This window comes from Salicibibacter kimchii (assembly GCF_003336365.1).
GTDB lineage: Bacteria > Bacillota > Bacilli > Bacillales > Marinococcaceae > Salicibibacter > Salicibibacter kimchii.
Genome location: NZ_CP031092.1, coordinates 412028 through 436506 on the forward strand (window position 1 = coordinate 412028; position 24479 = coordinate 436506).

Consider the following 24479-nt stretch of genomic DNA (forward strand, 5'->3'; position numbering starts at 1 on the left):
TTACCTCCCGAGTGGGCGGTGGGACCAAAGGGGTCATGGCGTCCGAATGGGATGAAAACCAAGCGGTTCGGTCACCATGGAGCGTTCATGAAGCCCGAAAGAGACGAAACCCATGCAATTCAGTCACCATGAGTGCCCTATGGGCTCTAAGAGAAGCTGAATAGCGGAAAAGAAATCGGCGCTGGGCTCCCCACTATGCATTCAATGGCTTTTGGCATACAATAATCAAAAATAAAAGTAATGAGGGACAAATATGTCATTTGATGCCAGTATACATTTAGGGGCGCAACGTTATCAAAACCAAAAAGACAAAGGATTGTGCCGAAATCCTAAATCCTCTTGCCCGCAGTATTGTATGGTTTGTTATTTTCTGAAAATCTGTGGGTAATGGATTAGCAAGAGATAGCCATGAGGTTCAACGCTTCATCGCTATCTCTTTTTGCTACATTATATGTCTAAGATGTGGTAAAATACAGAAAAAGATGTTTGAGGTGATATGCAATGCATAAGGAGCAAGTAAAGGTTATTGACAAAATGCCTGAAGACATCTCCTTCGAAGAGCTTCAATATACCATTTTTGTACAAAGCTAAATTCAAAGCGGAATTCAATCTGTCAAAAATGGTGATATCGTATCCCAAGATGAAGTGGAGAAACGGATAGAAAAATGGTTAAAACAGTAATCTGGTGGAAAGGGCAGTCGCGTACATATATGAGGATTCACCATCCTATGTAATTACTTTTGTTCACGGTGCTCAACAGTACATGAAAAGCTAAATAGCTTCTAACGATTCTTATTTAAAAACCCCCGCCGCCCAATCTCCATCTCGGTCCATGCCCACAGCTCTTTCGCGAGTGTGGGATCCATCGCTGGTCTTTTCAATGCCTGTCGCTTTCCGCCTTCGTAGTAATACCCACCGTTCACCAATTCACGGGTTGACGCCAAGTGAATACTCGTTTGTGCGCCTTCCCGCGCTGTTTTCAGTAAAGGCCGCAATATATCATGAATCGTTTGTCCGACCCCCGTGTCGCGATTTACTCCGATTTGTGTGCTTGTTACGCCCGGATGCACACTCACAGCATTGACAAAGCTCGCTTTCAAACGCCTAGCCAGCTCCGTGGTAAACAAGACGTTGGCAAGCTTTGATCGTGCATACCCTTTCCAAATTCCAAATGTCTCTAAATTCGGATCTGCAAAATCAATCGCTCCCCATTTGTAAGCACCGGAAGAAAGGGTAATCACGCGGGCGTTGTCCTTTCCATTCAGTAAAGGCAACAGCTTCGTTGTTAAATAAAAATGACCTATATGGTTGACGCCGAGCATTTTTTCAAAACCGTCTTCGGTACTTTCTCGTTTCACGGTTACGACCGCGGCATTATTAATGAGCGCATACAGATATCCGTGTTTTTCCCGGTAAGTTTGTGCAAAAGCATGAACGCTCGCAAGGGAAGCCAAATCACATTGCGCCACATCCAAACGCGCATACGGAATGCGTGTGAGAATCTCCGCTCTCGCGTCTTCTCCCCGCCGGATATCCCGACATGCCATCGTCACATGTGCGCCCCTTGCCGCTAATACTTCCGCTGTTTCTTTTCCAATCCCTGCATTCGCTCCGGTGATGATGATTTTTTTGCCTTGCACTGAAAAGTTTCCCTCGCTATGATAAGATAATAGATTCATATTTTCTCGCAACCTTTCTGGGAGGATCACAATGTTCACGAACGCACGTCAACTGCTGCATACATATTATGGCTATGATGATTTTCGCCCCGGCCAAGAGGCGATTATAGGTTCCATATTTGACGGGGAGCACACGATGGGAATCATGCCTACCGGCGGCGGCAAATCCGTTTGCTATCAATTGCCGTCGCTCGTTTTGGATGGACTGACGATTGTCATTTCTCCGTTGATTGCCTTAATGAAGGACCAGGTCGACGAAATTCAGGAACTCGGCATTTCTGCCACGTATTTAAATAGTTCCTTGTCCTTTGAAGAGATGCAGGAAAGGTTAAGCGATGTGCAGGCCGGAAAATATTCTTTGTTATACTTGGCGCCGGAACGTTTAACCGCGCCTCATTTTTTGGTCCGAATCCAATCGATGCCGATCTCTTTGATTGCCATTGATGAAGCGCATTGTCTTTCGCAATGGGGTCATGATTTTCGTCCGAGTTATCTAGATATCCCACATTTTATCAATCAACTGCAATCCGAGCCAGTGATTTTAGCGCTCACGGCTACGGCAACGCCGACGGTCGCTGACGATGTGTGTCAATCACTCGGAATTCCGCCTGTAAACATCGTAAAAACCGGATTCGCGCGCAATAACCTTACATTCTCTGTCATTAAAGGACAGGACCGAGATGCGTACATACAAAATTATATTGAAAACAACCGAAATGAGTCAGGGATTATTTACGCGTCAACGAGAAAAGAAGTGGAACGCATCGCCCGGCGCTTAAAGGCGAAAGGATTCAATGCCGCTTATTACCATGGGGGAATGGACGCAAAGACCCGTGCCGAAAGCCAAGAAGCTTTCGTTTACGACGAAATCAACGTGATGGTGGCGACAAACGCTTTCGGGATGGGCATTAACAAATCGAACGTTCGTTATGTCATCCACGCGCAAATCCCGCGGACGATGGAAGCGTACTATCAAGAGGCGGGAAGGGCAGGGAGGGATGGCGAAAACAGCGATTGCATTTTGTTGTTTTCTCCCCAAGATATTCAAATTCAGCAATACCTCCTCGAACAATCCCAACTTGAGGATCAAAGAAAAGCGAACGAATTCCGCAAACTACGGGAAATGGTCAATTACTGCCACACCGAATCTTGTTTGCAAGCATACATTCTGGAGTATTTCGGCGATGAAAACCCCGATGATTGCAAACGATGCTTCCATTGCACGGATAAACGTGAGGTCATTGATGTCACCAAAGACGCCCAAATGGTATTATCATGCATTAAACGAATGAAACAAAGATTCGGCAAAACGATCATTGCCCAAGTGCTTACAGGCTCCGGCAATCAAAAAATAAAAGATTTACGCTTTGATCAATTATCCACCTACGGCCTCATGAAAGGAGAGTCGCAAAAAACAGTTGTCGCATTTATTGATTTTTTAACCGCGCATCGGTATTTAACGCTTACGCAAGGGCAGTATCCCGTGTTGCAACTCAGCGAGAAGGCAGTCGCGATTCTCAAAGGCGAGCAAAAAGTGATGAAAAAAGAGGATGCGACGGCCAAAGCACAAGTCACGGATGACGATCCTCTCTTTCATCGTTTGCGAGAGCTGAGAACCGCGCTCGCGAAGGAACATAAAGTAGCCCCGTATATGGTGTTTTCCGATCAAACCCTTAAGGAAATGTCGGGCAAGCAGCCCGCTACAAAGACAGACATGCTTGCGATTAAAGGGGTCGGTGAACATAAATATGAAGTGTATGGAGAAGCGTTTTTGTCAGAAATACACAGAGAAGGGTAACCGGAGAGGGTAGGGGGCAGAGGCACCCTTTTTTTGTGGCTGAAATTCGATTAACGAAGCAAATTATTAATAGCCCACAACCAGACGCTTGATGAGAGAAAGGTGAAACAAGGTGATACAAAGAAAACTGGTAGTAGCTGTAATATCTATTGTACTTTTTAGTCTTGCAATCTCATTTATCCAATATACGCCACAATCAGAACAAGAACCCAATGTGGGCTATTTTTCTTTTTCTGGGCTAGTAATGTCCTATATCATCGGTTCATCACTATTTTTTATAGTAGGTGGTATTCCCATCTCGTTGTTAATTGAAAAAATAAATGAAAAGATTATTTTTCCGTCTATACTATATAAATATTTAATAAATATATTATTTTATATTATTGGCGGATTAACGATAGCGGGTTTGTTCAATTTAATTTTATTGCCTGGAGTAAGTAATCCCGAAGATGTTGATTTCATTATAGCAGTTTATATTTTTAGTATAATTGGATCGCTGTTGTTTTATTTTGTATCACTTTGCATTACTAAAATAGAGCAGTATGTGAAGACTTGACTCTTGCATAAAATTTTGGAGAGGAATAAGCGAGTGGCAGGGAACGCATGACATCCTCTCGGTATTAAAATACCGAGCATCCATGTGGATGGAATGGGGGTTGCTCGCTCCCGTGGAGGGCCTATAACGTTCAGGCTATGTGCCCCGTTGTTCCCTTTCGGACCCACATTCAACGCGACAACCATACCTCATGCCACAGTGAGGCTCCTATGTCAGGTTTTACTGCATAGGCACTTGGTCTATCGGAACAGCGTTCCTACACCGCCAAGCTCGTGCTTGTTGCAATATTATTCGCAGCGTTTAGGTCAGCGTGCGCTTGATGACCGCAGCTTTTGCATTGAAATGTATCCCGATGTCGATTGTCTTTCTCGACAATACCACAACCAAAACAGGTTTGGCTCGTTTTGTACGGATTTATATCAACCACAGGAATGTTATGCTTGATCGCTCGCTCTTTAATAAACTGTCTCAATTGATAAAACGCCCAAGAGTGAATCGTTCGATCCGCTTTTTTCATCGATTTTGCAGTTTTGCGGATATCATCACCAGTGACGCCTTTTCTCAACAACTGAATCGTACGACGGTAATCGTCATGTTTTTTGGTTAACCACGGGAAATACGTTTTTACATCCTTATTTTCCACAACCGGAAGGGTTTTCTTTCCATGATTTCCGGTGAAAGAAATGTACCAGCGACCATTCTTTTCGACGGTGTCCCAATTTTGGAAATTAATTCGAACACCTAGAGATTTTCTAAAAATAGGAATTGTTTTTGCCCTTTTCTCTTTGAAGTCAGATATGGCTTTTTTAGCTAGACGAATCGCTTCGTTTTTGATGGCAGCCTTTAAATCGGCATCCACATTTTTAGACGAGAGTTTTTCGCCGTTGTTGATTCTTTCTACACAATCATTTGCCGTGGAAACGAATGCTTGTTGTTCATATAACCATTGTTTTTGCTTCGATTTCGATGGGTTTTTCCGTTGTACGAGGGTCGTTTGAATTGCCATGGTTGCTCAGCTCCCTTAACAGTCATTATATCAAACGCTTGTTCGGATCACAATCAAATAACTGCTTTTTCAAATATTTCATTTTAAAAAAAGACCTTGCCATTCATCCCCTTATTTCAATAAGGGGATGAATGGCAATTGGTCGTAAAAAAGGGCAGGTGGGTGCATGACCCTGTTGATCATGCACCTGCTTCAACCATTGGTTCCAAGATGACACCTGCAAAGGTACCTGTCATTACTTTGGTTTTTGATGGTCATTATATCTCTTTTTTTGCAGCCAATCCCCGAACAAAATAATCGCTGTATTCCGGGGCGGCAAAATGGTGAGCGAGAAACGATTGGTAAGGGTCCTCATAATAATTGTTTTGGTTGGCAAGGCGCTTCAGGTGCTTAGCTATCCCCATGATTTCAAAGTCCAGCAGGTCGGGAGCCATTTCCAAATTTCTTTTTAAATAAAAGACTTCCCGATAGATGAGATCCTCGATCGCCGCTCCTTCCTTCAATAAGCGGATGATTTTCTGCTCGCGCTTTTCGATGATTCCAAGGTATCGGCGCAGCGCTTCTTCGTACTCCGAACGGGAAAACGTTCCTTTATGATGAAATGTCACATAATAATCGGCATCAATCTCCAACGTTCTTTCGCCGGAAGCAATGATATCGTCAATGTCCGAATCGGCGTTGTTGTACCACGGGCCGAAAGAAGTTAAATCATAATCGCCCACGACAAGTACCCTTTCTTCGGGGAAGTAGGGGATACAATAGCTTTCGCAATGCCCGGGGGCATAAAGCATTTGCACGTCGTGTCCGGCGATTGTCATCGGTGTTTCATAGGGGTAGAGCTTTTTCTCTCTTGTGATCACATCTTGAAAAGGTTGGGTCTCCTTGTTGTTTGCTACCCACGCTTCAACAGTGCTCGCCCCTTTTAAAGCATAGACCCCCATCGCTTTTGCTAGTGATTCCAAATCGTTCAATTTATGTTCATCAACGGCATTTACCCACATCGTTGCTTCCGGAAAATGGGGGAGCCCTTTGATATGGTCCAAATGATAATGAGTGATATAGATGTCTTTGACGTTATGATTTTCGTGGATGTAGGCATAGCCTTCTTTCCCGGTTCCGATATCTACGAGGGCATCTTCTTCTCCGTTTTTCCCCTTGACAACAATGCTCGTGGAATAAGGAACTTTGCTGTTGCGTCTTCCTTTCACCAACTCCAGATTTCCAATTGTATCTATGTCCATCTTTTCCGTTCCTCCTATCCTGAATCGTGATTCAGTATGTCTCAATAAGATGATTGTACCGTTTATGAAAGGTTTCGTAAATAATACACGCGATTATGCCTGTGAATATTTCCCTCTGGTTAAGCATAAGATAAAACGTGGAACGAATTGCGGGAGGGGATAACAATGACATCACTCACACGCACGGAAATGACCCGTTTATTGATTGAATTAAGCGGCATTCCAAGAGTCTTTTTAGAAAACATGGACGAGCCTGCCGTCCGAAATCTGTTTGAAGAACGGCTCGGCAGCTTGAAAAAAGGAGCATAACCGTTTTTAGGACAAGGAACGCGCCCTTTCGGGGTGGCGTTCTTTTTTAATTTCTTTTAAGCTTATAATATTAACCATTCCGAAAGGAAGATTGACTACGATGAACCATGACATAGTTATTCATATCGATTTTGCCGACAGCGGGCCTATGTATTTTCAGCATCCTGTTTCCATTATTCAAACGAACCAAAGCGAAGACGTGGACACATGCATGCAAAAGGTTCAAGCCGCAGTCGACGACGGGTATTATGCCGCGGGTTTTGTGTCCTATGAAGCGGCAGACGGTTTACGCCCGGAGTATTCAGTCGCAAGCGGCGCTGAAATGCCGCTTCTTTGGTTTGGCATTTTTGACGGGCCTGCCGAGCCGCCCGCAGAAAAGGTTGCGCGTACCTATCATCTGTCGGATTGGAAGCTATCAACGCCTGCGCGAGAGTATGAAAAAAATGTCGAACGCATTCGTCTGGCCATTTCGAGGGGAGAAACTTATCAGGTGAATTACACAACTCGCATGAATGCGCAATTTCTGGGCGATGCCCGTTCATTGTATGAACAAATGAAGGCATCACAGCAAGGGGGCTACAGTGCGTATTTACACACGGGACGGCACGAGATCCTTTCCGTCTCCCCGGAACTTTTTTTCCGGCGCACTGGAAACCATCTGTCTATGAAACCGATGAAGGGCACAATCGCGCGTGGAACGAACGAGTCGGAGGACAAGCATCTATATGAGCAATTACGAACGTCGGAAAAAGACCGAGCGGAAAACGTGATGATCGTTGACTTGCTTCGCAATGATTTGGGGATGATTGCCGAAACAGGGACGGTAACAACACCGGCGCTTTTTGATATCGAAGCTTATCCGACGGTTTGGCAAATGACTTCAACTGTGGAAGCTGAGCTCAAAAAAGACGTTGATGGTGTCGATTTGTTCAAAGCTTTGTTTCCCTGCGGGTCGATCACCGGCGCACCGAAAAAAGAAACGATGAAAAAGATCAAGGAATTGGAGAATGAGCCCCGTGGGGTTTACTGCGGATCCATCGGTTATCTCTCGCCAAATGGAGACAGCATTTTCAATGTAGCCATCCGTACAGCGGTTGTTGATGGTAAAGAGCAAAACATAACATACGGCACCGGGGGAGGCGTGACGTGGGACTCTACGCCGCGAGGAGAGTACGAGGAAGCAATCGTAAAGAGTAAAGTGATTACGGAACGGCAACATCCTTTTTCTTTAATTGAAAGTTTGCGCATGGAAAATGGGCATTTTCCATTTTTATCGAGCCATCAGCAACGGATGCAAGAATCCGCCCATTATTTTGGTTGGCCCTTTTCTACGGAAGCCATGAGCGAGACGTTACACACCTATGCGAAGAATCATTCGCAAGGCTATTATAAGGTTCGTCTCCTCTACGAGCCTGACCAAGGTTTTTTAGTTGAAGGAAACGCGCTGCAAAACATCAAAGAATCGGTAAACGTTGAACTTGCCAAGCGCACCCTTCCCTTCGACAATGTTTTTTCTTTCCATAAAACGACGGCCAGAGAAGCCTTTGATCACTTGCGGTCCTTATCATCAGAAGGTGTGTTTGATGTTTTGCTTTATAATGACGAACATGAAATTTTGGAATTCACGATTGGGAACGTAGTCGTTGAACAGAACGGCGTCTGTACGACCCCGCCCGTGTCGCTCGGGCTGTTGCCGGGTGTTTTTCGCCAACATCTATTAGAGCAGGGAGCCATCCAAGAAAGGACGCTGTCGGTTTCGGACCTGGCGTCGGCCGATCGCATTTGGCTGATCAATAGTGTTCGCGGTTGGTTGGAAGTGAAGGGCTTAGGCAAATAAATACAAACGGACGTTCTAATGTGTTATAATCTAAGAAAACTTGGCTTTTCGCCAAGCTTTTATGGCGAAAGCCTTAGTTGCACTTATGCAGGTAATACTTTCTTACCTGCCAAAAAAGGGGGGGTAGAATTGATGAATCGAAAACAAGACCTTCAAAGCTTGATTGCCAATCTACAAAACGATGAAAACATCGTTCACTGGCACGAACAACCCGAAAAAGAAGCCCGATACGCGCCGTTCCCGCCTTCGTTGCATGAAACGTTGGCCGAGACGCTTGGCAAACGGGGAATCGAGGCTTTATACACGCATCAACGAGCCGCCTATGATGACGCTCTAAGCGGAGAGAATATTGTAACGGTCACACCGACCGCCTCCGGAAAAACGCTGTGCTACAACCTGCCTGTGCTACAAGCAATCAGTGAAGATTCGGATACGCGCGCGATCTATTTATTTCCGACAAAAGCGCTCGCACAGGACCAGAAAAGCGAAATGGCCGAGTGGATAGAAGCCACAGGATTGAATATCAACAGTTATACATACGACGGAGACACAGCCCCGGCGATTCGCCAAAAGATTCGCCACGCCGGGCATATCGTGATGACCAACCCGGATATGCTGCACACATCCATTTTGCCCCATCACACGAAATGGGTTTCTTTGTTTGAAAAGCTCCGCTTTATCGTTATTGACGAGTTGCACACCTACCGAGGGGTTTTCGGAAGCCATGTGGCCAATGTCATACGGCGACTGCTCAGACTGGCAAACTATTACGGGAGTTCGCCGCAGTTCATTACGACTTCCGCAACAATTCGCAACCCGAAAGCACTGGCCGAGCAATTAACCGGCGACAACTTTTCCCTCATTGATAACAACGGTGCGCCGCAAGGGAAAAAGCATTTGGCGCTTTACAACCCGCCGGTCGTGAATCAATCGCTTAATGTTCGCCGTAGCGCCTCCAAAGAAGTGCGTACACTCGCAAAAAGGTTTCTCGAGGCAAAATCCCAAGTCATCGTCTTCGCCCGCAGCCGGGTGCGCGTGGAAGTGATCTATAGCGATTTGCAATCGTTAATCAAAGACGAATACGGCCCGGCCTCGATCCGTGCGTACCGTGGCGGTTATTTGCCGAATGAGCGCCGGGCCATTGAACGAGGATTGCGTGAAGGTTCCATCCGCGGTGTTGTCAGCACAAATGCTCTGGAACTAGGCATGGATATCGGGCAATTGCAAGTGTGCATCATGACCGGTTACCCGGGTTCAGTTACCAGTCTTTGGCAACAAGCCGGACGCGCGGGACGCCGGCAAGAAGAATCCCTCGTTGTCATGGTGGCCGGGTCCGCGCCGATCGATCAATATGTGATGCAACACCCGGACTATCTATTGGATGCCCCTGTCGAAGAAGCGCGAATCGAACCGAATAATTTAATTATCCTCATCGATCACCTGAAATGCGCGGCCTATGAACTGCCTTTTCGCGACGGAGACACCTTTGGCGACGTGCCGATCAACGATATGATGGATTACCTGGCGGAAGAACGGGTCGTGCACAAACGAAAAAACAGATGGTACTGGATGAACGAAGCGTTTCCGGCGCATGACATCAGCTTGCGCTCCGCTTCCCAGGAAAATATCGTCATCATTGACACGACGATAGCGGGAAATGCAAAGGTCATTGGGGAAATGGACCGCTTCAGTGCCATGACGCTTTTGCATGAAGAGGCGATTTACTTGCACCAAGGGCAGCAATACCAAGTGGAAATGCTTGATTGGGAAGAAAAGAAAGCGTATGTTCGGCTCGTAGAAGTGGAGTATTTTACCGATGCGAGCTTAAATGTAAAATTAACGGTGATCGAAACGGATGAAACGAAGCACTATAACTATCACAACGTCGCTTTTGGCGATGTGGCCGTAACCATCATGCCGTCCATTTTTAAAAAAATAAAGCTTTCAACCTATGAAAACATCGGCTCCGGCCCGATCCATCTGCCGCAGGAAGATATTCATACGACAGGGACTTGGATTGATTTTGACGACGAATGGCTGCTTACTTTCGGCAAGGATAAATTCGAACGAATGCTTGTCTCTTTTTCCCAAGTGGCGCACCAACTAGGGGCAGTACTTACGATGAGCGACCGCAGCGATCTTCACGTCGCCGCTCAAATCAAAGCCAATCATTCGGAAAAGCCGGCCGTTTTTATTTACGACCATTATCCCGGCGGAATTGGCCTTGCCGCTCAACTGTATAAACGCATCGGCGAGCTCATTGACCGGAGCGCGACACTCATTCGCGATTGTCCTTGCGAGGACGGATGCCCCTCCTGTATTGGAGCAAGCGATGGGCAAGGGCTAAAACAAGACGTCTATCACTGGCTGTCTACATTGGGTTGAACAAACGAACAAGGAATGGAATAAACGATGGATATCCAAAAAAAATTACAACGGTTAAAACCACATATCAATCGTTCCCGCTCGGAGGCGGGACCGGTGGCAGAGACGGACATTTCCGAAAAGAAATGGCGAGAGGTGCAGTGCGAGGTGTTGGTTTTCGAAGAAGGCTACGCGGTACGGCGACGAAGACGTTATGCCATTTCCCATGTGCACGGTTTTCATGCTTTTAAGGAACTGAAAACGATGGTTGACGCTTGGAAGAAGACAGGGGTTGAAGATCATCCCCTAGCACCCGGGAGGGAGCAAGAAGCGGAAGATTTGCTATTTCTCGATACGGAAACGACCGGGCTCAGCCACGGCGCTGGAAATATGATCTTTATGATCGGTACGGCTCGGCTAAGCGGGGAAGAAGTCATCGTCGACCAGTATTTCTTGCCCGGACCGGAACATGAAATCGCGTTTTACCACCATTTTTTACGAGATAAAACGGCTTTACATGCCCTTGTTACCTATAATGGCAAAGCGTTCGACTGGCCGCAGTTAAAAACGCGGCACACATTGCTGAGAGAAACGTTGCCGTCACTCCCCGCGTTTGGCCATTTTGATCTTTTACACGCATCCCGGCGGTTGTTTAAATACGCACTTGCCAACTGCAAGTTGGGAAATGTAGAAGAAGGCATTCTCGGTCTTTCCCGCGGCGAAGATACGCCTGGTTATCTTGCTCCCATGTATTATCAAGATTTTTTGTCCGTCGGTGATCCATCCATCGTTGAGGGGATTTTCCAGCATAATGAGCAGGATCTCCTGTCATTGATCACGCTCTACATCGAGCTTTCACGCCGCGTGTTGTTCGGTGGTCTAACTTCGGAAGAAGCATATGAAATTGCACGATGGTGGAGGGACAGGAAATACTATGCTCGTGCGCTTGATGCATACGCCGAAGTGAATGAACGAAGCGATTGCTATGAACAAGCCCTGTACGAACGCGGCCATCTTCTCAAGAAAACAAATCGGCATGCCGAAAGCATTGACCTTTTTAAGAAGGTCTGGGACATGCAGGGATTCCTCGCCCCTCTCGCGGCAGAGGCGCTCGCGATCTGGTATGAACATCATAAAAAAGATTACGGACGCGCCTATCATTACAGCAAGCGCGGCCAAGCCCTTGATAAACAACTGCACCCTCCGAAACAGGATGCTGCATGGGAACACCGGCTACAGAGGTTACAAAGGAAATCGGGAAATCAAGCTTCATTTCCGGGCTGAATTATTTCCCGGGCAAGCGCATCATTCGCTAAATAAATGCCTTCGTTTGTAAAATCATCACGGTTCTTGTCAATGCGCCGGAAATTTTTTCAATGAAATAACCAATGAAAAATAGGTCTTTGCATTATTCCTCCAAGCCCCTATTCCTCATAAGGTAATAGTAGCCCTAAAAAAGGAGGAGTTGATGTAATGGGTTATAATAATTGGAATAACTTTAACAACCACAACAATTATAATCATAACAATCATTGCGGCAATAACCATTCGCAAATGCAACCGCAGCAACATTGCCAACAAAAACCGATTGTTATGCCGGCCGTCGTCCATCCACCAAAATGCAATGTGACCCACAGCATGCAGGAATATATTGTGCCTGAAGTGCATCCGTCTCACACGACGCATGTCAACCAAAGCGTCTATAAACACGTGCACAGTTATCCGCACAGCCAAGATCAGGTGGCCGGTGCACATTCAGAGCACTATCATTGTCCCCCGGGGCAACAATACGGAAATAATTGTAATCGTCGTTGGTAGAAGATGGCCGCCCCTGATGGTTCCCTTTCCCACTCATCTTCCCTTTACCCGGCAGATCGAACGTCTGTCGGGCCTCTCGTGTGGCATCAGCAGTAAATTGACATTTCCAACGTCTTCTGAAAAAATAAGGATAAAGCTTAGAGAATACTAGCGCGGGGTGTGTATGATGCCAGCAAACGTTCAATTAGAAGCAAAAGAGATTCTTGAAAAAGAATTTAAGACGAGCATGAAAGGCTATAATAAAGAAGAAGTTGACCAATTTTTAGATACGATTATCCAAGACTATGAACGCTTTCGTGAACAGGTCGATAAGTTGGAGAAGGAAGTAGGACAATTACGAAAAATGCAATCATCAACCATTTCCCAACGTTCCCAACGCTCGCAAGCAGAGCAGGTGGAAGAAGCTCCGGCAGCGACTCGGGCACTGGCAGCGGATACATCGGGCGGGTCAGCCAATTATGATTTATTAAAGCGTATCTCCAACCTGGAAAAAGAAGTGTTTGGAAAGAAATTATCTGAATGACGGCCGGTCAAGTGGTTCATGTCTATGTTGATGCAGCATGTAACGGAGACCCCGGCACATGCGGGTACGGTCTTTTTATGAAGCATCCAAATGGGCAAATCGAAAGAAAAAAGGAACTTTCCCAGCTCACGCATATCCATGAAGCGGAATTTACGGCCCTCTATGAAGGACTGAAATGGGCGAAGCGTTTCGGTTATCATCAAGGACGTTTTTTCACTGACTCCCAACTTGTTTATGATGCCGTGAACAAGGGGACGGTGAAGCGTTCTCGCTACAAGCCTTTTCTACATGATATCTTGCTCGTAAGCGCTGACTATACATTGTTCATCGTGGATTGGCTTCCTACGCGTGCGAATAAAGAAGCCGATCGCTTGGCAAAAAAAAGCTTGCTTTGATGCCTGAACCCCTTGTTGCGTAAAACCGAAATGCACGTTATAATACAGGTTGGCACATGCTGAAAACGTTCGGGCAATTGCTCTGTTCTTTATGAACGGAGAGGAAAGTCCATGCTCGCACAACCTTGAAGGGTTGTAACGATCGTGCCTGACGAAACCATAAGTCAGGGCAGCCCGGACTCCGGGCTGACGGCGCAAGGAAGACCTACGTTCTTGTCAAGAATATGGTTATCCTTCTGAAAGTGCCACAGTGACGAAGTCCTCGTGGAAACGCGAGGAGTGGAACGCGGTAAACCCCACGAGCGAGTAACCCAAAAATATGGTAGGGGCACTTTTCTTGTTGGAAACGATAGGAAAAGGCGAATTGATTCGCAGATAGATGATTGCCATTGCCGTGCAAGGTGAAAAGTCGCAGCACGGCAATACAGAACATGGCTTACAGAACGTTTTCAGCCTCTGGGAGGACCCCGTCTACGGGGTTTTTTTCATACTAAACATTTATTGGTTCAACGGGGCCGTTCGTTATAGAATGAAGAAGATCACCAAAAACAGATCGATGGGACGCCTCAAACGATCGAAAATTTGACCCGGATTCGAAAACCGATCGTTAAAAACCAAGTGTTCCGCGACTTATAAAAGAAAACAGGCGTCATGAAAGGACCTTTTCATGGGAACATATACATATATTGCAACGGCAACGATGGGGCTTGAAAGCCTCGTTGCCAAGGAAGTGCAAAAGCTTGGATATGAAACGACCGTCGAAAACGGAAAAGTGATGTTCGAGGGCGATGAGATGGCCCTTTGCCGGGCTAATCTTTGGCTCAGAACGGCGGACCGGGTAAAGCTTAAAATCGGAGGCTTTACCGCGACGTCTTTTGAGGAATTGTTCGAAGGAACGAAGGACTTGCCATGGGAGGCCTTCATTCCCGTCTATGGCACGTTTCCCGTTGTCGGACGCTCGGTGAAGTCCCAACTATATAGTGTCCCCGATTGCCAGCGGATCGTGAAAAAAGCGGTTGTGGAACGTTTGAAACAAACGTATAACCAACCGTGGTTTAATGAGGAAGGACCTCTCTTTAAAATTGAGGTTGCGCTTCTAAAAGATGAAGTCACCCTCACACTCGATACAACGGGAGACGGGTTGCATAAACGGGGGTATCGGCGCCTGCACGGGGAAGCTCCGCTAAAAGAAACGTTGGCTGCTGCCATGATTCAATTAACGAATTGGCGCCCCGATTCCGATTTTGCATTTCTAGACCCTTTCTCCGGTTCCGGGACGATTCCGATTGAAGCCGCGTTGATGGCCAAAAACATCGCTCCCGGCTTACAGCGGGGGTTTCAGTCCGAACAATGGCCGTTCATTAACGAAAGGACATGGGCAGAAGCGAGGGAGGAAGCGCGTGACCTTGCACGAAACACGATCCGCCCTGCCATATACGGAAGCGATCGTGATCGCGAGATGACAAAACTTGCTTTCGAAAATGCAACGCTCGCCGGCGTAGATGAAATTGAATGGAAAACGAAAAACATTAAAGACGTCGGGCGACTGGCAAAAAAAGGTGTTCTCGTTTGCAATCCCCCTTATGGAACGAGAATGGAGGAAAGGGATACGATTCGAAACCTTTATGAAACCCTTGGACGCGTGAGCGAAAAATATTTGCAAGGGTGGTCCGTCTACGTACTCACCGCTAACGAACAGTTCGAGCAATTTTACGGGCAAAAAGCCACAAAGAAACGAAAGCTGTTTAACGGAAATATTAAAACCGACTATTACCAGTTTTGGGCGAAAAAGTAGGAATAACGGAGGAAGTCCGTGCGTACAATAGCTTTGGCACCACTATCTTTTTAGGGAGGCAACGACCGTTGTACGCACAGCTTTGTTTTAAGGAACGATCCCATACTTACGCGCAAGTCGCGCGCATTCAATCATCCATCCAACACATGGAAAAGCAGTTGGCGCAAATGCCGGCACTCGAAAATGATGAAGAGGGAAAAGTGAAAGCGGCTATGCATGAGGCGCAGCTTCATGCCCACCGGGCGCTCTATCATGAACTGGAATCCATTCATAACGGATGAACTGTCGTTTTTTTTCGGCAGTTTTTTTGTTTGGCGACGAAAAGATGCGGGTAGGAGAATGGAAGTGAAAAGGAAGAGGTAGGTGACGCTTGTAAAAATGATCACGTTCCACAATATATCGAAAACGTTCACCAGAGACATAGAAGCGGTAAAAAAGCTAGATTTTCATGTTGCGGAAGGTGAGTTCTTTGCCATCATCGGCCCAAGCGGGTGCGGAAAAACAACGAGTTTAAAAATGATTAACCGGCTCGTGGATCCGACAGAGGGGAGAATTTCCATTTCCGGAAGAGATATTCGCGATTTTAACCGTCAGGAATTACGTTGGAATATCGGGTATGTGTTACAGCAAATCGGACTTTTCCCAACGATGACAGTTGCTGAAAACATCGCGGTCGTCCCGGAGATGAAAAAATGGGGAAAGAAGGAAACCAAAAAGCGGATCGACGAATTGCTGGAAATGGTTGGTTTAGAACCGGATACATATCGAAACCGTCGACCGGAAGAACTTTCCGGAGGCGAACAACAAAGGATAGGCGTTGTGCGGGCACTAGCGGGCGATCCCGACATCCTGCTTATGGACGAGCCTTTTAGTTCTCTTGATCCCATCAGCCGCGAACATTTGCAAAGAGATATCGCCAAATTACAGGCGAGAATTAAAAAAACCATCGTCTTTGTCACCCATGACATCGAAGAGGCAATGCAACTTGCTGATCGCATATGCTTAATGAGAGAAGGAGAGATTGTACAGATCGGACGCCCGCGTGAACTCATGTATTCACCTGCGAATACGTATGTGAAAAGGTTTATCGGCGATCGCGGCATGGATTTGTGGGAAACGCCGGTATCGGAAGTGATGGATACGGAAAGTACACATATGGTCAAAGAAACAATCCTACAAGCTCCTTTCTACCCCGCACCTTTATATGTGTTCGGTGATCAAAGACGCTTTCTCGGTCGTTTGGAACCGACAGGGACGGTCTCCCATGACCTGATGATTTCTCCTGATCGACCATTACATGAAGGGCTGGCCAACGTGGAAGCATCCGAATATGACGCGCTTCCCGTTGTCAATGACGATAAACTCGTTGGGGTTTTGAGCTATCGAAGCATTGTCGCGTACATGCATGCCCATCGTACGGAAGCGGGGGTTCTCCCGTGATAGAAGCGATACAGGAATTTTTTGATCTAGTTGTCCATCAACAAGAAACGATTTTTGAATCGCTTTGGGAGCATGTGCAGATGTCTTTCCTCTCCCTGTTATGCGCGATCCTCATTGCCGTTCCCCTCGGAATAGCATTGACACGCACGCGACGACTCGCAGAGCCGGTGATCGGTGTGGCGGCTGTACTGCAGACAATTCCTAGTCTTGCTCTCCTCGGGTTTATGATTATTTTCATCGGCATCGGTACGGTGCCTGCCATTATCGCGCTTACTGTATACGCGCTTCTACCGATCTTGAGAAATACGTACACGGGCATACATGGGATTGATCCGGCGATTAAAGAAGCAGCCACCGGTATGGGGATGAGCTCGGCGAGAAGGCTTAGGAAAGTGGAATTACCGATGGCAGTGCCGATCGTTATGGCCGGGATCCGAACATCGATGGTCCTCATTATTGGTACCGCCACATTGGCAGCACTTATTGGGGCAGGCGGCCTTGGCGATTTGATTATGACCGGTATTCAACGGGCAGATCAGTCCTATATCTTACTCGGAGCAATTCCTGCCGCGATCTTAGCCTTATTGTTTGATTTTGTTTTACGATGGACAGAAAGGGCAAAGCGCTCGTTTATGACGTTTACGATCGTGATGGCTTCTGCCTTTTTAATCGTTATCGCGCCGGTCCTTGTGCCCGCCCAACAACAAGACATCGTCGTCGGCGGAAAGCTCGAGGCCGAACCGGAGATATTGGCTAATATGTACAAGCATGTAATCGAAGAAAATACCGATTTAAATGTGGACGTACAAGCCGGTCTGGGAGGCACCGATATCGTCTTCGATGCCCTTCTTGTCGGGGATATCGACATTTATCCCGAATTTACGGGGACGGCTTATGTGGATCTTTTAGGGGAGGATCCCTCGGGAATGAACGAGGAAGAAGTGTACGAAGCGACAAAAGAGGGAATAGAAGAGGAACACGCCTTGGTTTACTTGGAACCGATGGCTTATAACAACACGTACGCATTAGCGGTCAGCCAAGCGACCGAGGAAGCATATGGAGTAGAAACGATTTCCGATTTGGAGCCTTATCAAAATGAGTTAACCGCCGGGTTTACGTTTGAATTTCTTGATCGTCCCGATGATGGCTATGAAGCCTTGGTTGATACGTACGGTTTGGAGTTTGCTGATGTGAACGGTCTAGACCCGGGCCTTCGCTCGCAAGCGATTGAAGAAGGCGAAGTTGACGTGATTGATGCTTATTCAACCGATGCTTACCTCGTAGAGTATGATATGATGGTGTTAGAGGATAATGAGGCATTGTTTCCGCCGTACCAAGGCGCACCACTCATGCGCGAAGAAGTTCTAGCCGATCATCCTGAATTAGAAGGCATTTTAAATACACTTGCCGGGGAAATTAGCGACGAAGACATGCAGGAAATGAATTACCTCGTTGATTATGAAGACACTGATCCGGAAGAAGTTGCGGAAAACTATTTATGGGAAAACGATTTGTTGGAATAAACATAAGGAGGAAGAATAAATGACGACGATTTCCAATCCATCAAGAGAAGAAATTGTCCAAATATTAAAGGACGCAAAGCGTATTGCTGTGGTCGGTTTATCTGATAACCCCGAGCGCACGTCGCACGAAGTTTCAAAAGTCATGCAAGAAGCAGGATACAAAATTATCCCTGTCAACCCTAAAGCGGATGAAGTACTTGGGGAAAAAGCGGTCTCATCGCTTAGCGAAATCGAGGAACCGATTGATATTGTGAATGTGTTTCGACGCAGCGAATTTGTGCCGGCCATCGCTGAAGAAGCCGCGCAAACGAATGCTCGTGTTTTATGGACGCAACTTGGCGTCGTCAGCGAGGAAGGGTATAACATAGCGAAAAATAGCGGCAAAACGGTCGTGATGGACCGATGCATTAAAGTGGAGCATAGCTTGACACAGTGAGGTGCTGGCACGTCGAGCCGCATCCTTTTCTTGGACAGCATTCGCCGAAACTACCTTAGACAGAAGCGACGGGGACGTCGTAAGCATAACATCAGGCGCTTTTGCATGGGGAAACGAACACATTTAAAACGAAAACGATGAAACTGTCCGATCTTAGGGTTGTATCGGACAGTTTTACTTATGACAGCATTGAAAATGTCCGATATATGAAGTACATCGGAAACTTTTAAGAGACAGTGGAAAATGTGTCCGCTCCTAGATTGACGCTTTCAAAGATCCCTTATAATTCGGAACAAACCTCTATTTTTTACAGAAAAGCACATGCTTTATCTCCAACTGCTCCCACATCAGTCTGCCATTAATGGTTGTCCCCATCTGATCAGCAGTCATGCCTCCCCACGCTATCGTTCAACCAACGGTTTCATGCAAGGGCTATGATCCTGACGGAATAGGGCGACAACACGTTACTGTTTTGCAAATGACAAGTTGACAGTTTCAGAAAGCATTGTCAAAATCAGTGTAAGACAAACGCCTCCGATAGATACAATCATGTTTCAGCAATGTGCTATGCGAAAAAGTTTGAACACCAACCCGGCAGAACACTTGAAAACATATGTTCTATGCTTTATGGTATATAAAGGATAATAGATCGAACGTTGGTACACATGGGAAAGGGGTTTCGGAAATTCGTGGATGATATCAAACACACACTCGAGTATAATGACGATGCCATTCAAGTGCTTGAAGGCCTGGAAGCTGTACGAAAAAGACCCGGTATGTATATCGGAAGCACCGACGTCCGCGGGCTGCATCATCTTGTTGAGGAACTTGTTGATAACGCCGTTGATGAGGCAATGGGCGGTTTCGGCCAACACATCGAGGTCATTCTTCATAAGGATGGGAGCGTTTCCGTGAGCGATGAAGGCCGCGGCATGCCAGTCGGAACACATCGGACAGGGCGACCGACGCCTGAAGTAATCATGACTGTACTGCACGCCGGCGGGAAATTCGGGCAGGGCGGTTACGCGACGAGCGGGGGACTCCATGGCGTGGGTGCTTCCGTTGTGAACGCGCTATCTTCCCGGCTTCATTTAACGATTTGTCGTGATGGCCATCGATATGAACAGCGATTTGAAAATGGAGGGGTTCCCGTAACAACCCTTGAAAAAAAAGGAACAACGAAGAAAACTGGAACGATCGTGCGTTTTCAACCGGATCCGGAAGTGTTTCATTCCGTCTCATTTCATAATGAGACATTGACCGAGCGCTTGCGGGAAGCCGCTTTTCTCTTGGGAGGAACAGCGATTACTTTTACGGATGAACGAGGAGACCCAACACAAACCGAAACATTTCAATATGAAACGGGACTTAAAGCTTTTGTTTCTTACTTAAATGAAGATAAAGAAACCTTGCATGAGGTTATCTCCTTTGAAGGTTCCACTCAAGACATTCATGTCAATCTCTCCTTTCAATTCAATGACGCCTATACAGAGAATATTTTGTCCTTTGTGAACCACGTTCGAACAAGAGATGGGGGAACGCACGAATTTGGGATGAAAACCGCCCTCACGCGTGCGTTGAACGAACATGCCCGCAAATTGCAAATGATCAAGGCTAAAGATAAAAATTTGGATGGAAATGATATTCGCGAAGGGTTAACGGCGGTGTTATCCGCCCATATTCCCGAAGCGCTTTTACAATTTGAAGGGCAAACAAAAAGCAAACTGGGAACGCCGGATGCCCGTTCCGCCGTCGATGCTTTTCTCTCGGATAAACTAGGGTATTTTTTTGAAGAAAATCCGAAATTGAGTACGATGCTGATTCAAAAAGCGATCAAAGCCCAGCAAGTCAGGGAAGCAGCACGAAAAGCAAGGGAAGAGGCAAGAAACGGAAAAAAATCTCGGAAAAAAGAGGCCTTGTTGAGTGGAAAACTAACCCCCGCCCAGTCTAAAAATCCGCGCCGAAACGAACTTTATCTCGTGGAAGGGGATTCCGCGGGAGGCTCTGCGAAAGAGGGAAGAGACCGTAAATTTCAGGCGGTCCTTCCGCTGCGCGGAAAAGTGATTAATACCGAAAAAGCCAAGCTCGACGACATCATGAAAAATGAAGAAATCCGCACGATCATATACGCGATCGGGGCAGGTGCAGGGTCGGACTTTTCTATTGAAGATTGCAACTACGATAAAGTGGTGATTATGACGGACGCAGATACCGATGGGGCACACATTCAAGTATTGTTGCTAACGTTTTTTTATCGCTATATGCGCCCACTCGTGGAAGCAGGCAAAGTGTTCATTGCCTTGCCTCCCTTATACAAAGTGGAAAAAGGAAGCGGCGCGAAACAAAAAATGGAATACGCGTGGGATGAAGCCGGTTTAAACACGGCGATAAAAAATGTTGGAAAAGGCTATACGATCCAAAGGTACAAAGGTCTCGGCGAGATGGATCCTATCCAGTTATGGGAAACAACGATGAACCCGGACGGGCGCACGCTTATCCGCGTGAACGTTGAAGATCTTGCACGGGCGGATAAACGCGTATCGACCTTAATGGGCGACAAAGTAGAACCGAGGCGCAAGTGGATCGAATCCCACGTTGCCTTCGGACTGGATGAAGATACGAATATTATGGACAACGAGCAAATGTTGTTTGCAGAGGGAGAGGACAATCGTGACTGAAGCTGAAAAATATTTGGATTTGCCGCTGGAAGAGGTCATAGGAGACCGGTTTGGCCGCTATAGCAAATATATCATTCAGGAACGGGCCCTGCCGGATGCAAAAGATGGATTGAAACCTGTCCAACGCCGAATTCTTTATGCCATGGTAAGAGACAATAATACCGCCGACAAACCCTTTCGGAAAGCGGCTAAAACGGTCGGGAATGTGATCGGCAATTATCACCCTCATGGGGATTCGTCTGTCTACGAAGCATTGGTGCGGATGAGCCAACCTTGGAAAATTCGCCATGGTCTCGTAGAGATGCAAGGGAATAACGGCTCCATCGATGGAGATCCGCCGGCAGCCATGCGGTATACGGAAGCACGTATCTCCGCTTTGGCACAGGAGATGCTTCGCGATATTGGAAAAGAGACGGTGGAGTTCATTTCAAATTTTGATGACACAGACGAAGAGCCGGTTGTTCTGCCCGCTTATTTTCCGAATTTGCTCGTTAACGGTTCCACCGGCATTTCTTCCGGCTATGCTACCGATATACCTCCCCACAATCTCGGGGAAGTGATCGATGCGGCCATCCATATGCTTGATCAGCCTGATTGCACCCTTGAAGAGCTTTTGAGCTTCATTAAAGGGCCGGATTTTCCGGGAGGGGGAACCGTTCAGGGAACGCAAAACCTCCGACAAGCCTATGAAACAGGCAAAGGAAAAATCGTTGTACGGGGCACCGCGAATATCGAAACATTGCGGGGCGGAAAAGAGCAAATCGTCATCACAGATATTCCATATGAAGTGGTCAAGGCAAATCTCGTTAAACGTATGGATGAAATCCGCTTTGATAAAAAAATCGACGGCATTGCGGAAGTTCGAGATGACACTGACCGCACCGGCTTGCAAATCGTTGTGGAATTGAAAAAAGAAGCGGATGCACAAAGCATTTTGCATTACTTGTATAAGCATACGGATCTACAGGTCACCTATCACTTGAATATGGTGGCAATCGCTGATAAAGCTCCGAAATTAATGGGGTTAAAGGAGTTATTATCCGCCTACATTGACCATCAAAAAGAAGTCGTCATTAATCGCAGCCAATACGAACTGGATCAAGCAACGAAGCGACAACATATTGTGGAAGGGCTAATGAAAGCGATCAGCGTCTTGGATGAACTCATCGCGCTCATTCGCCAATCGAAAGACAAGGCGGACGCAAAACAAAACATAACGGAAGCTTTCGGCTTCACGGAGGTGCAAGCGGAAGCGATCGTAAATTTGCAACTGTATCGTTTAACGAATACAGATATTGCAACATTGGAGAAAGAAGCAGAAGCGTTAGCACAAACGATTCAGCGCTTGAATGAAATTTTGGGCAGCCCTAAAAAACTCGTCCAAACGATTAAAAAAGAATTAAAACAAATGAAGAAAAAATATGCGGATGTCCGCCGCACAGTCATCGAGGAACAGGTGGAAGAATTGAAAGTGGACATGCAGGTGATGATCCCTGCCGAAGAAGTATTCGTGACGGTCACCCGGGACGGGTATGTCAAACGTACGAGTGCACGTTCTTACAGCGCATCCATCGATGAACGTCCGGGTATGAAAGATACGGATGACCTATTGTTTTTTGCGGAAATGAACACGACAGACACGTTGCTTTTGTTTACTGCCCAGGGCCGTTACGCCTATATCCCCGTGCATCAACTCCCGGACATTCGTTGGAAAGACGACGGGCAACATATTGGCAATCTCGTAACACTTACAGGGGATGACGGCATCGTACGCGCCATTCCGATTCGTTCTTTTGATGAAGATCGTTCCCTGATTTTCTTTACGAAAAATGGAATGGTCAAACGTTCCGTGCTAAACGATTATCAAGCACAACGCTTCTCTAAGGCACTGATCGCGGTTAAACTCAAAGAAGAGGACACACTCCTTGATGTCGCGCTAACGGATGGCTCCGGCGAGGTCTTTTTTGCCACAAAACAAGGATACGGACTTCGGTTTTCGGAATCAGAGGTTAATATCGTCGGCAAAGGGGCCGCCGGCGTGAAAGGCATTGCATTAAAAGAAAAAGACGAAGTCGTGTCTGCGTTCGCATTGCCAGCCGAAAACACTACATCGCTATTTTCCGTTTCCCAGCGGGGAGCAGTAAAAAAAATGACCTGGGAGCAATTTCCGCTCAGTTCCCGTGCGAAACGAGGCGTTACCATGTTTCGTGAGTTAAAAACAAACCCTCATCTATTAGTTGCTGTTATCCCGGATACAGCTGCAAACGAGACATTGATGGTAAAAACCGAGGATAATAGCATCCATCCAATCTCGACAGCCGGAGTTCGCGGCTACGACCGTTATCAGACGGGAAGCTACGTGATCGATACGGCTACTTCGGGAGCCGTGTGCGTTGTGTGGCCGTACATCGATCACGAACGTACAACAGAATAAATGATCTTTCGATCAGAGGGCCCTCCTTCTGATAAAGTTTTCGGCTAAAACCGTCACGTCCGTACTTGGATGTGAAAGGGTTAAATATACTATACGAGGAGTACTCCATTATGAAAGGCGGCACCCATCTTGCCGGCGCTCTAGCGGCCGCGGCGACTTATGATATGCTTGCACCCGAAACGCTCCCGCCCATCGAAGGTGGATGGGAGGCTGCTGTTTTTTTCGGTGCATCTCTGCTTGGGGGGCTGGTTCCGGATATATGCCATCCGCAATCGAAAGCAGGTAGACGCGCCTCTGTTTTTTCATGGTTAATAAGACGAATCTTCGGACACCGTACCTTCACCCATAGTTTGATATTCCTCGTCCTCATCGCCGTCCTCACAGGCACGATCCCGGGCACAATCGGGGAAATGATCCAATTAGGGGCCTTTATCGGGATGGCAAGCCATTACATCCTTGATATGCTTACGTCGCGGGGCATACAGCTTTTTTATCCCATCGATACAACGGTGCGTTTCCCTTTTCATACCAGAACCGGTTCCTGGATTGGGGAGGGGAGTGTTAACGTTCTCTGCATCGCTTGGGTCACGTATTATGGGATGTGGATGGTCGGCATTTAAGCCCCATGGGTGGGTTCGTTCTGATCC

Annotated in this window: 20 protein-coding genes and 1 other RNA gene; 18 read left to right on the top strand and 3 right to left on the bottom strand. The window is 46.9% G+C overall.

Going from position 1 to position 24479, the window contains the following annotated elements; translation table 11 throughout:
* Positions 1–782: 782 nt before the first annotated feature.
* Positions 783–1679, bottom strand: a complete 897-nt coding sequence (locus tag DT065_RS02295; protein ID WP_227002704.1) for an SDR family oxidoreductase — start codon at positions 1677–1679, stop codon at positions 783–785.
* A gap of 31 nt (positions 1680–1710) precedes the next feature.
* Here DT065_RS02295 and recQ point away from each other — a divergent pair, with 31 nt between their 5' ends.
* Together recQ and DT065_RS02305 are read left to right on the top strand one after the other, a co-directional pair.
* Positions 1711–3477, top strand: a complete 1767-nt coding sequence (gene recQ, locus DT065_RS02300) for a DNA helicase RecQ (RefSeq protein ID WP_114370499.1) — start codon at positions 1711–1713, stop codon at positions 3475–3477.
* 112 nt (positions 3478–3589) lie between these two features.
* Entirely contained in the window at positions 3590–4033 is a 444-nt protein-coding gene (locus DT065_RS02305) for a hypothetical protein (protein WP_114370502.1), read from the top strand.
* Between the two features lie 256 nt (positions 4034–4289).
* Here the strand turns inward: DT065_RS02305 and DT065_RS02310 are convergent, their stop codons facing one another.
* Positions 4290–5039 (bottom strand): zinc ribbon domain-containing protein, encoded by a 750-nt coding sequence (locus DT065_RS02310; protein WP_114370505.1) that lies wholly within the window; start codon positions 5037–5039, stop codon positions 4290–4292.
* Between the two features lie 257 nt (positions 5040–5296).
* Positions 5297–6280, bottom strand: a complete 984-nt coding sequence (locus DT065_RS02315) for an MBL fold metallo-hydrolase (protein ID WP_114370507.1) — start codon at positions 6278–6280, stop codon at positions 5297–5299.
* Positions 6281–6445: 165 nt separating this feature from the next.
* Here DT065_RS02315 and DT065_RS18710 point away from each other — a divergent pair, with 165 nt between their 5' ends.
* The 16 genes from DT065_RS18710 to DT065_RS02390 all read left to right on the top strand — a co-directional run bounded on the left by DT065_RS18710 (position 6446) and on the right by DT065_RS02390 (position 24452).
* A complete protein-coding gene (locus DT065_RS18710; RefSeq protein WP_160112364.1) occupies positions 6446–6589 on the top strand; it encodes a hypothetical protein in 144 nt (47 codons plus the stop codon).
* Positions 6590–6689: 100 nt separating this feature from the next.
* Positions 6690–8426, top strand: a complete 1737-nt coding sequence (gene pabB / locus DT065_RS02320) for an aminodeoxychorismate synthase component I (RefSeq protein ID WP_114370509.1) — start codon at positions 6690–6692, stop codon at positions 8424–8426.
* A 132-nt stretch (positions 8427–8558) separates the two neighbouring features.
* On the top strand, positions 8559–10811 hold the full coding sequence (locus DT065_RS02325) for a DEAD/DEAH box helicase (RefSeq protein WP_114370511.1): 2253 nt from the start codon (positions 8559–8561) through the stop codon (positions 10809–10811).
* A gap of 27 nt (positions 10812–10838) precedes the next feature.
* Complete coding sequence (locus DT065_RS02330) at positions 10839–12074, top strand: ribonuclease H-like domain-containing protein (protein WP_114370512.1); 1236 nt, start codon at positions 10839–10841, stop codon at positions 12072–12074.
* A 189-nt stretch (positions 12075–12263) separates the two neighbouring features.
* A complete protein-coding gene (locus tag DT065_RS02335; protein ID WP_227002705.1) occupies positions 12264–12608 on the top strand; it encodes a CotD family spore coat protein in 345 nt (114 codons plus the stop codon).
* A 163-nt stretch (positions 12609–12771) separates the two neighbouring features.
* Entirely contained in the window at positions 12772–13131 is a 360-nt protein-coding gene (gene gpsB, locus DT065_RS02340; RefSeq protein ID WP_114370515.1) for a cell division regulator GpsB, read from the top strand.
* Positions 13128–13526: a ribonuclease HI family protein gene (locus tag DT065_RS02345; RefSeq protein ID WP_114370517.1), complete on the top strand. Its 399-nt coding sequence runs from the start codon at positions 13128–13130 to the stop codon at positions 13524–13526. Before gpsB ends, DT065_RS02345 begins: the two co-directional genes overlap by 4 nt.
* Before the next feature lie 65 nt (positions 13527–13591).
* Positions 13592–13970, top strand: an RNA gene (gene rnpB, locus DT065_RS02350) — RNase P RNA component class B.
* A 223-nt stretch (positions 13971–14193) separates the two neighbouring features.
* Complete coding sequence (locus tag DT065_RS02355) at positions 14194–15321, top strand: THUMP domain-containing class I SAM-dependent RNA methyltransferase (protein WP_114370519.1); 1128 nt, start codon at positions 14194–14196, stop codon at positions 15319–15321.
* Between the two features lie 68 nt (positions 15322–15389).
* Positions 15390–15602: a hypothetical protein gene (locus DT065_RS02360; protein ID WP_114370521.1), complete on the top strand. Its 213-nt coding sequence runs from the start codon at positions 15390–15392 to the stop codon at positions 15600–15602.
* A 97-nt stretch (positions 15603–15699) separates the two neighbouring features.
* Positions 15700–16761 carry an ABC transporter ATP-binding protein gene (locus DT065_RS02365; RefSeq protein WP_114376008.1) on the top strand — a complete coding sequence of 354 codons (1062 nt, stop codon included), beginning with the start codon at positions 15700–15702 and terminating at the stop codon, positions 16759–16761.
* A gap of 8 nt (positions 16762–16769) precedes the next feature.
* Positions 16770–18284 carry an ABC transporter permease/substrate-binding protein gene (locus DT065_RS02370; RefSeq protein ID WP_227002782.1) on the top strand — a complete coding sequence of 505 codons (1515 nt, stop codon included), beginning with the start codon at positions 16770–16772 and terminating at the stop codon, positions 18282–18284.
* A gap of 19 nt (positions 18285–18303) precedes the next feature.
* Positions 18304–18720, top strand: coding sequence for a CoA-binding protein (locus DT065_RS02375; protein WP_114370523.1), 417 nt, complete (start codon positions 18304–18306; stop codon positions 18718–18720).
* 689 nt (positions 18721–19409) lie between these two features.
* Positions 19410–21398: a DNA topoisomerase IV subunit B gene (gene parE, locus DT065_RS02380; protein ID WP_269467384.1), complete on the top strand. Its 1989-nt coding sequence runs from the start codon at positions 19410–19412 to the stop codon at positions 21396–21398.
* On the top strand, positions 21391–23832 hold the full coding sequence (gene parC / locus DT065_RS02385; protein WP_193550796.1) for a DNA topoisomerase IV subunit A: 2442 nt from the start codon (positions 21391–21393) through the stop codon (positions 23830–23832). The genes parE and parC overlap by 8 nt, the downstream gene beginning before the upstream one ends.
* A 110-nt stretch (positions 23833–23942) precedes the next feature.
* Complete coding sequence (locus DT065_RS02390) at positions 23943–24452, top strand: metal-dependent hydrolase (RefSeq protein WP_114370529.1); 510 nt, start codon at positions 23943–23945, stop codon at positions 24450–24452.
* Positions 24453–24479: the final 27 nt, after the last annotated feature.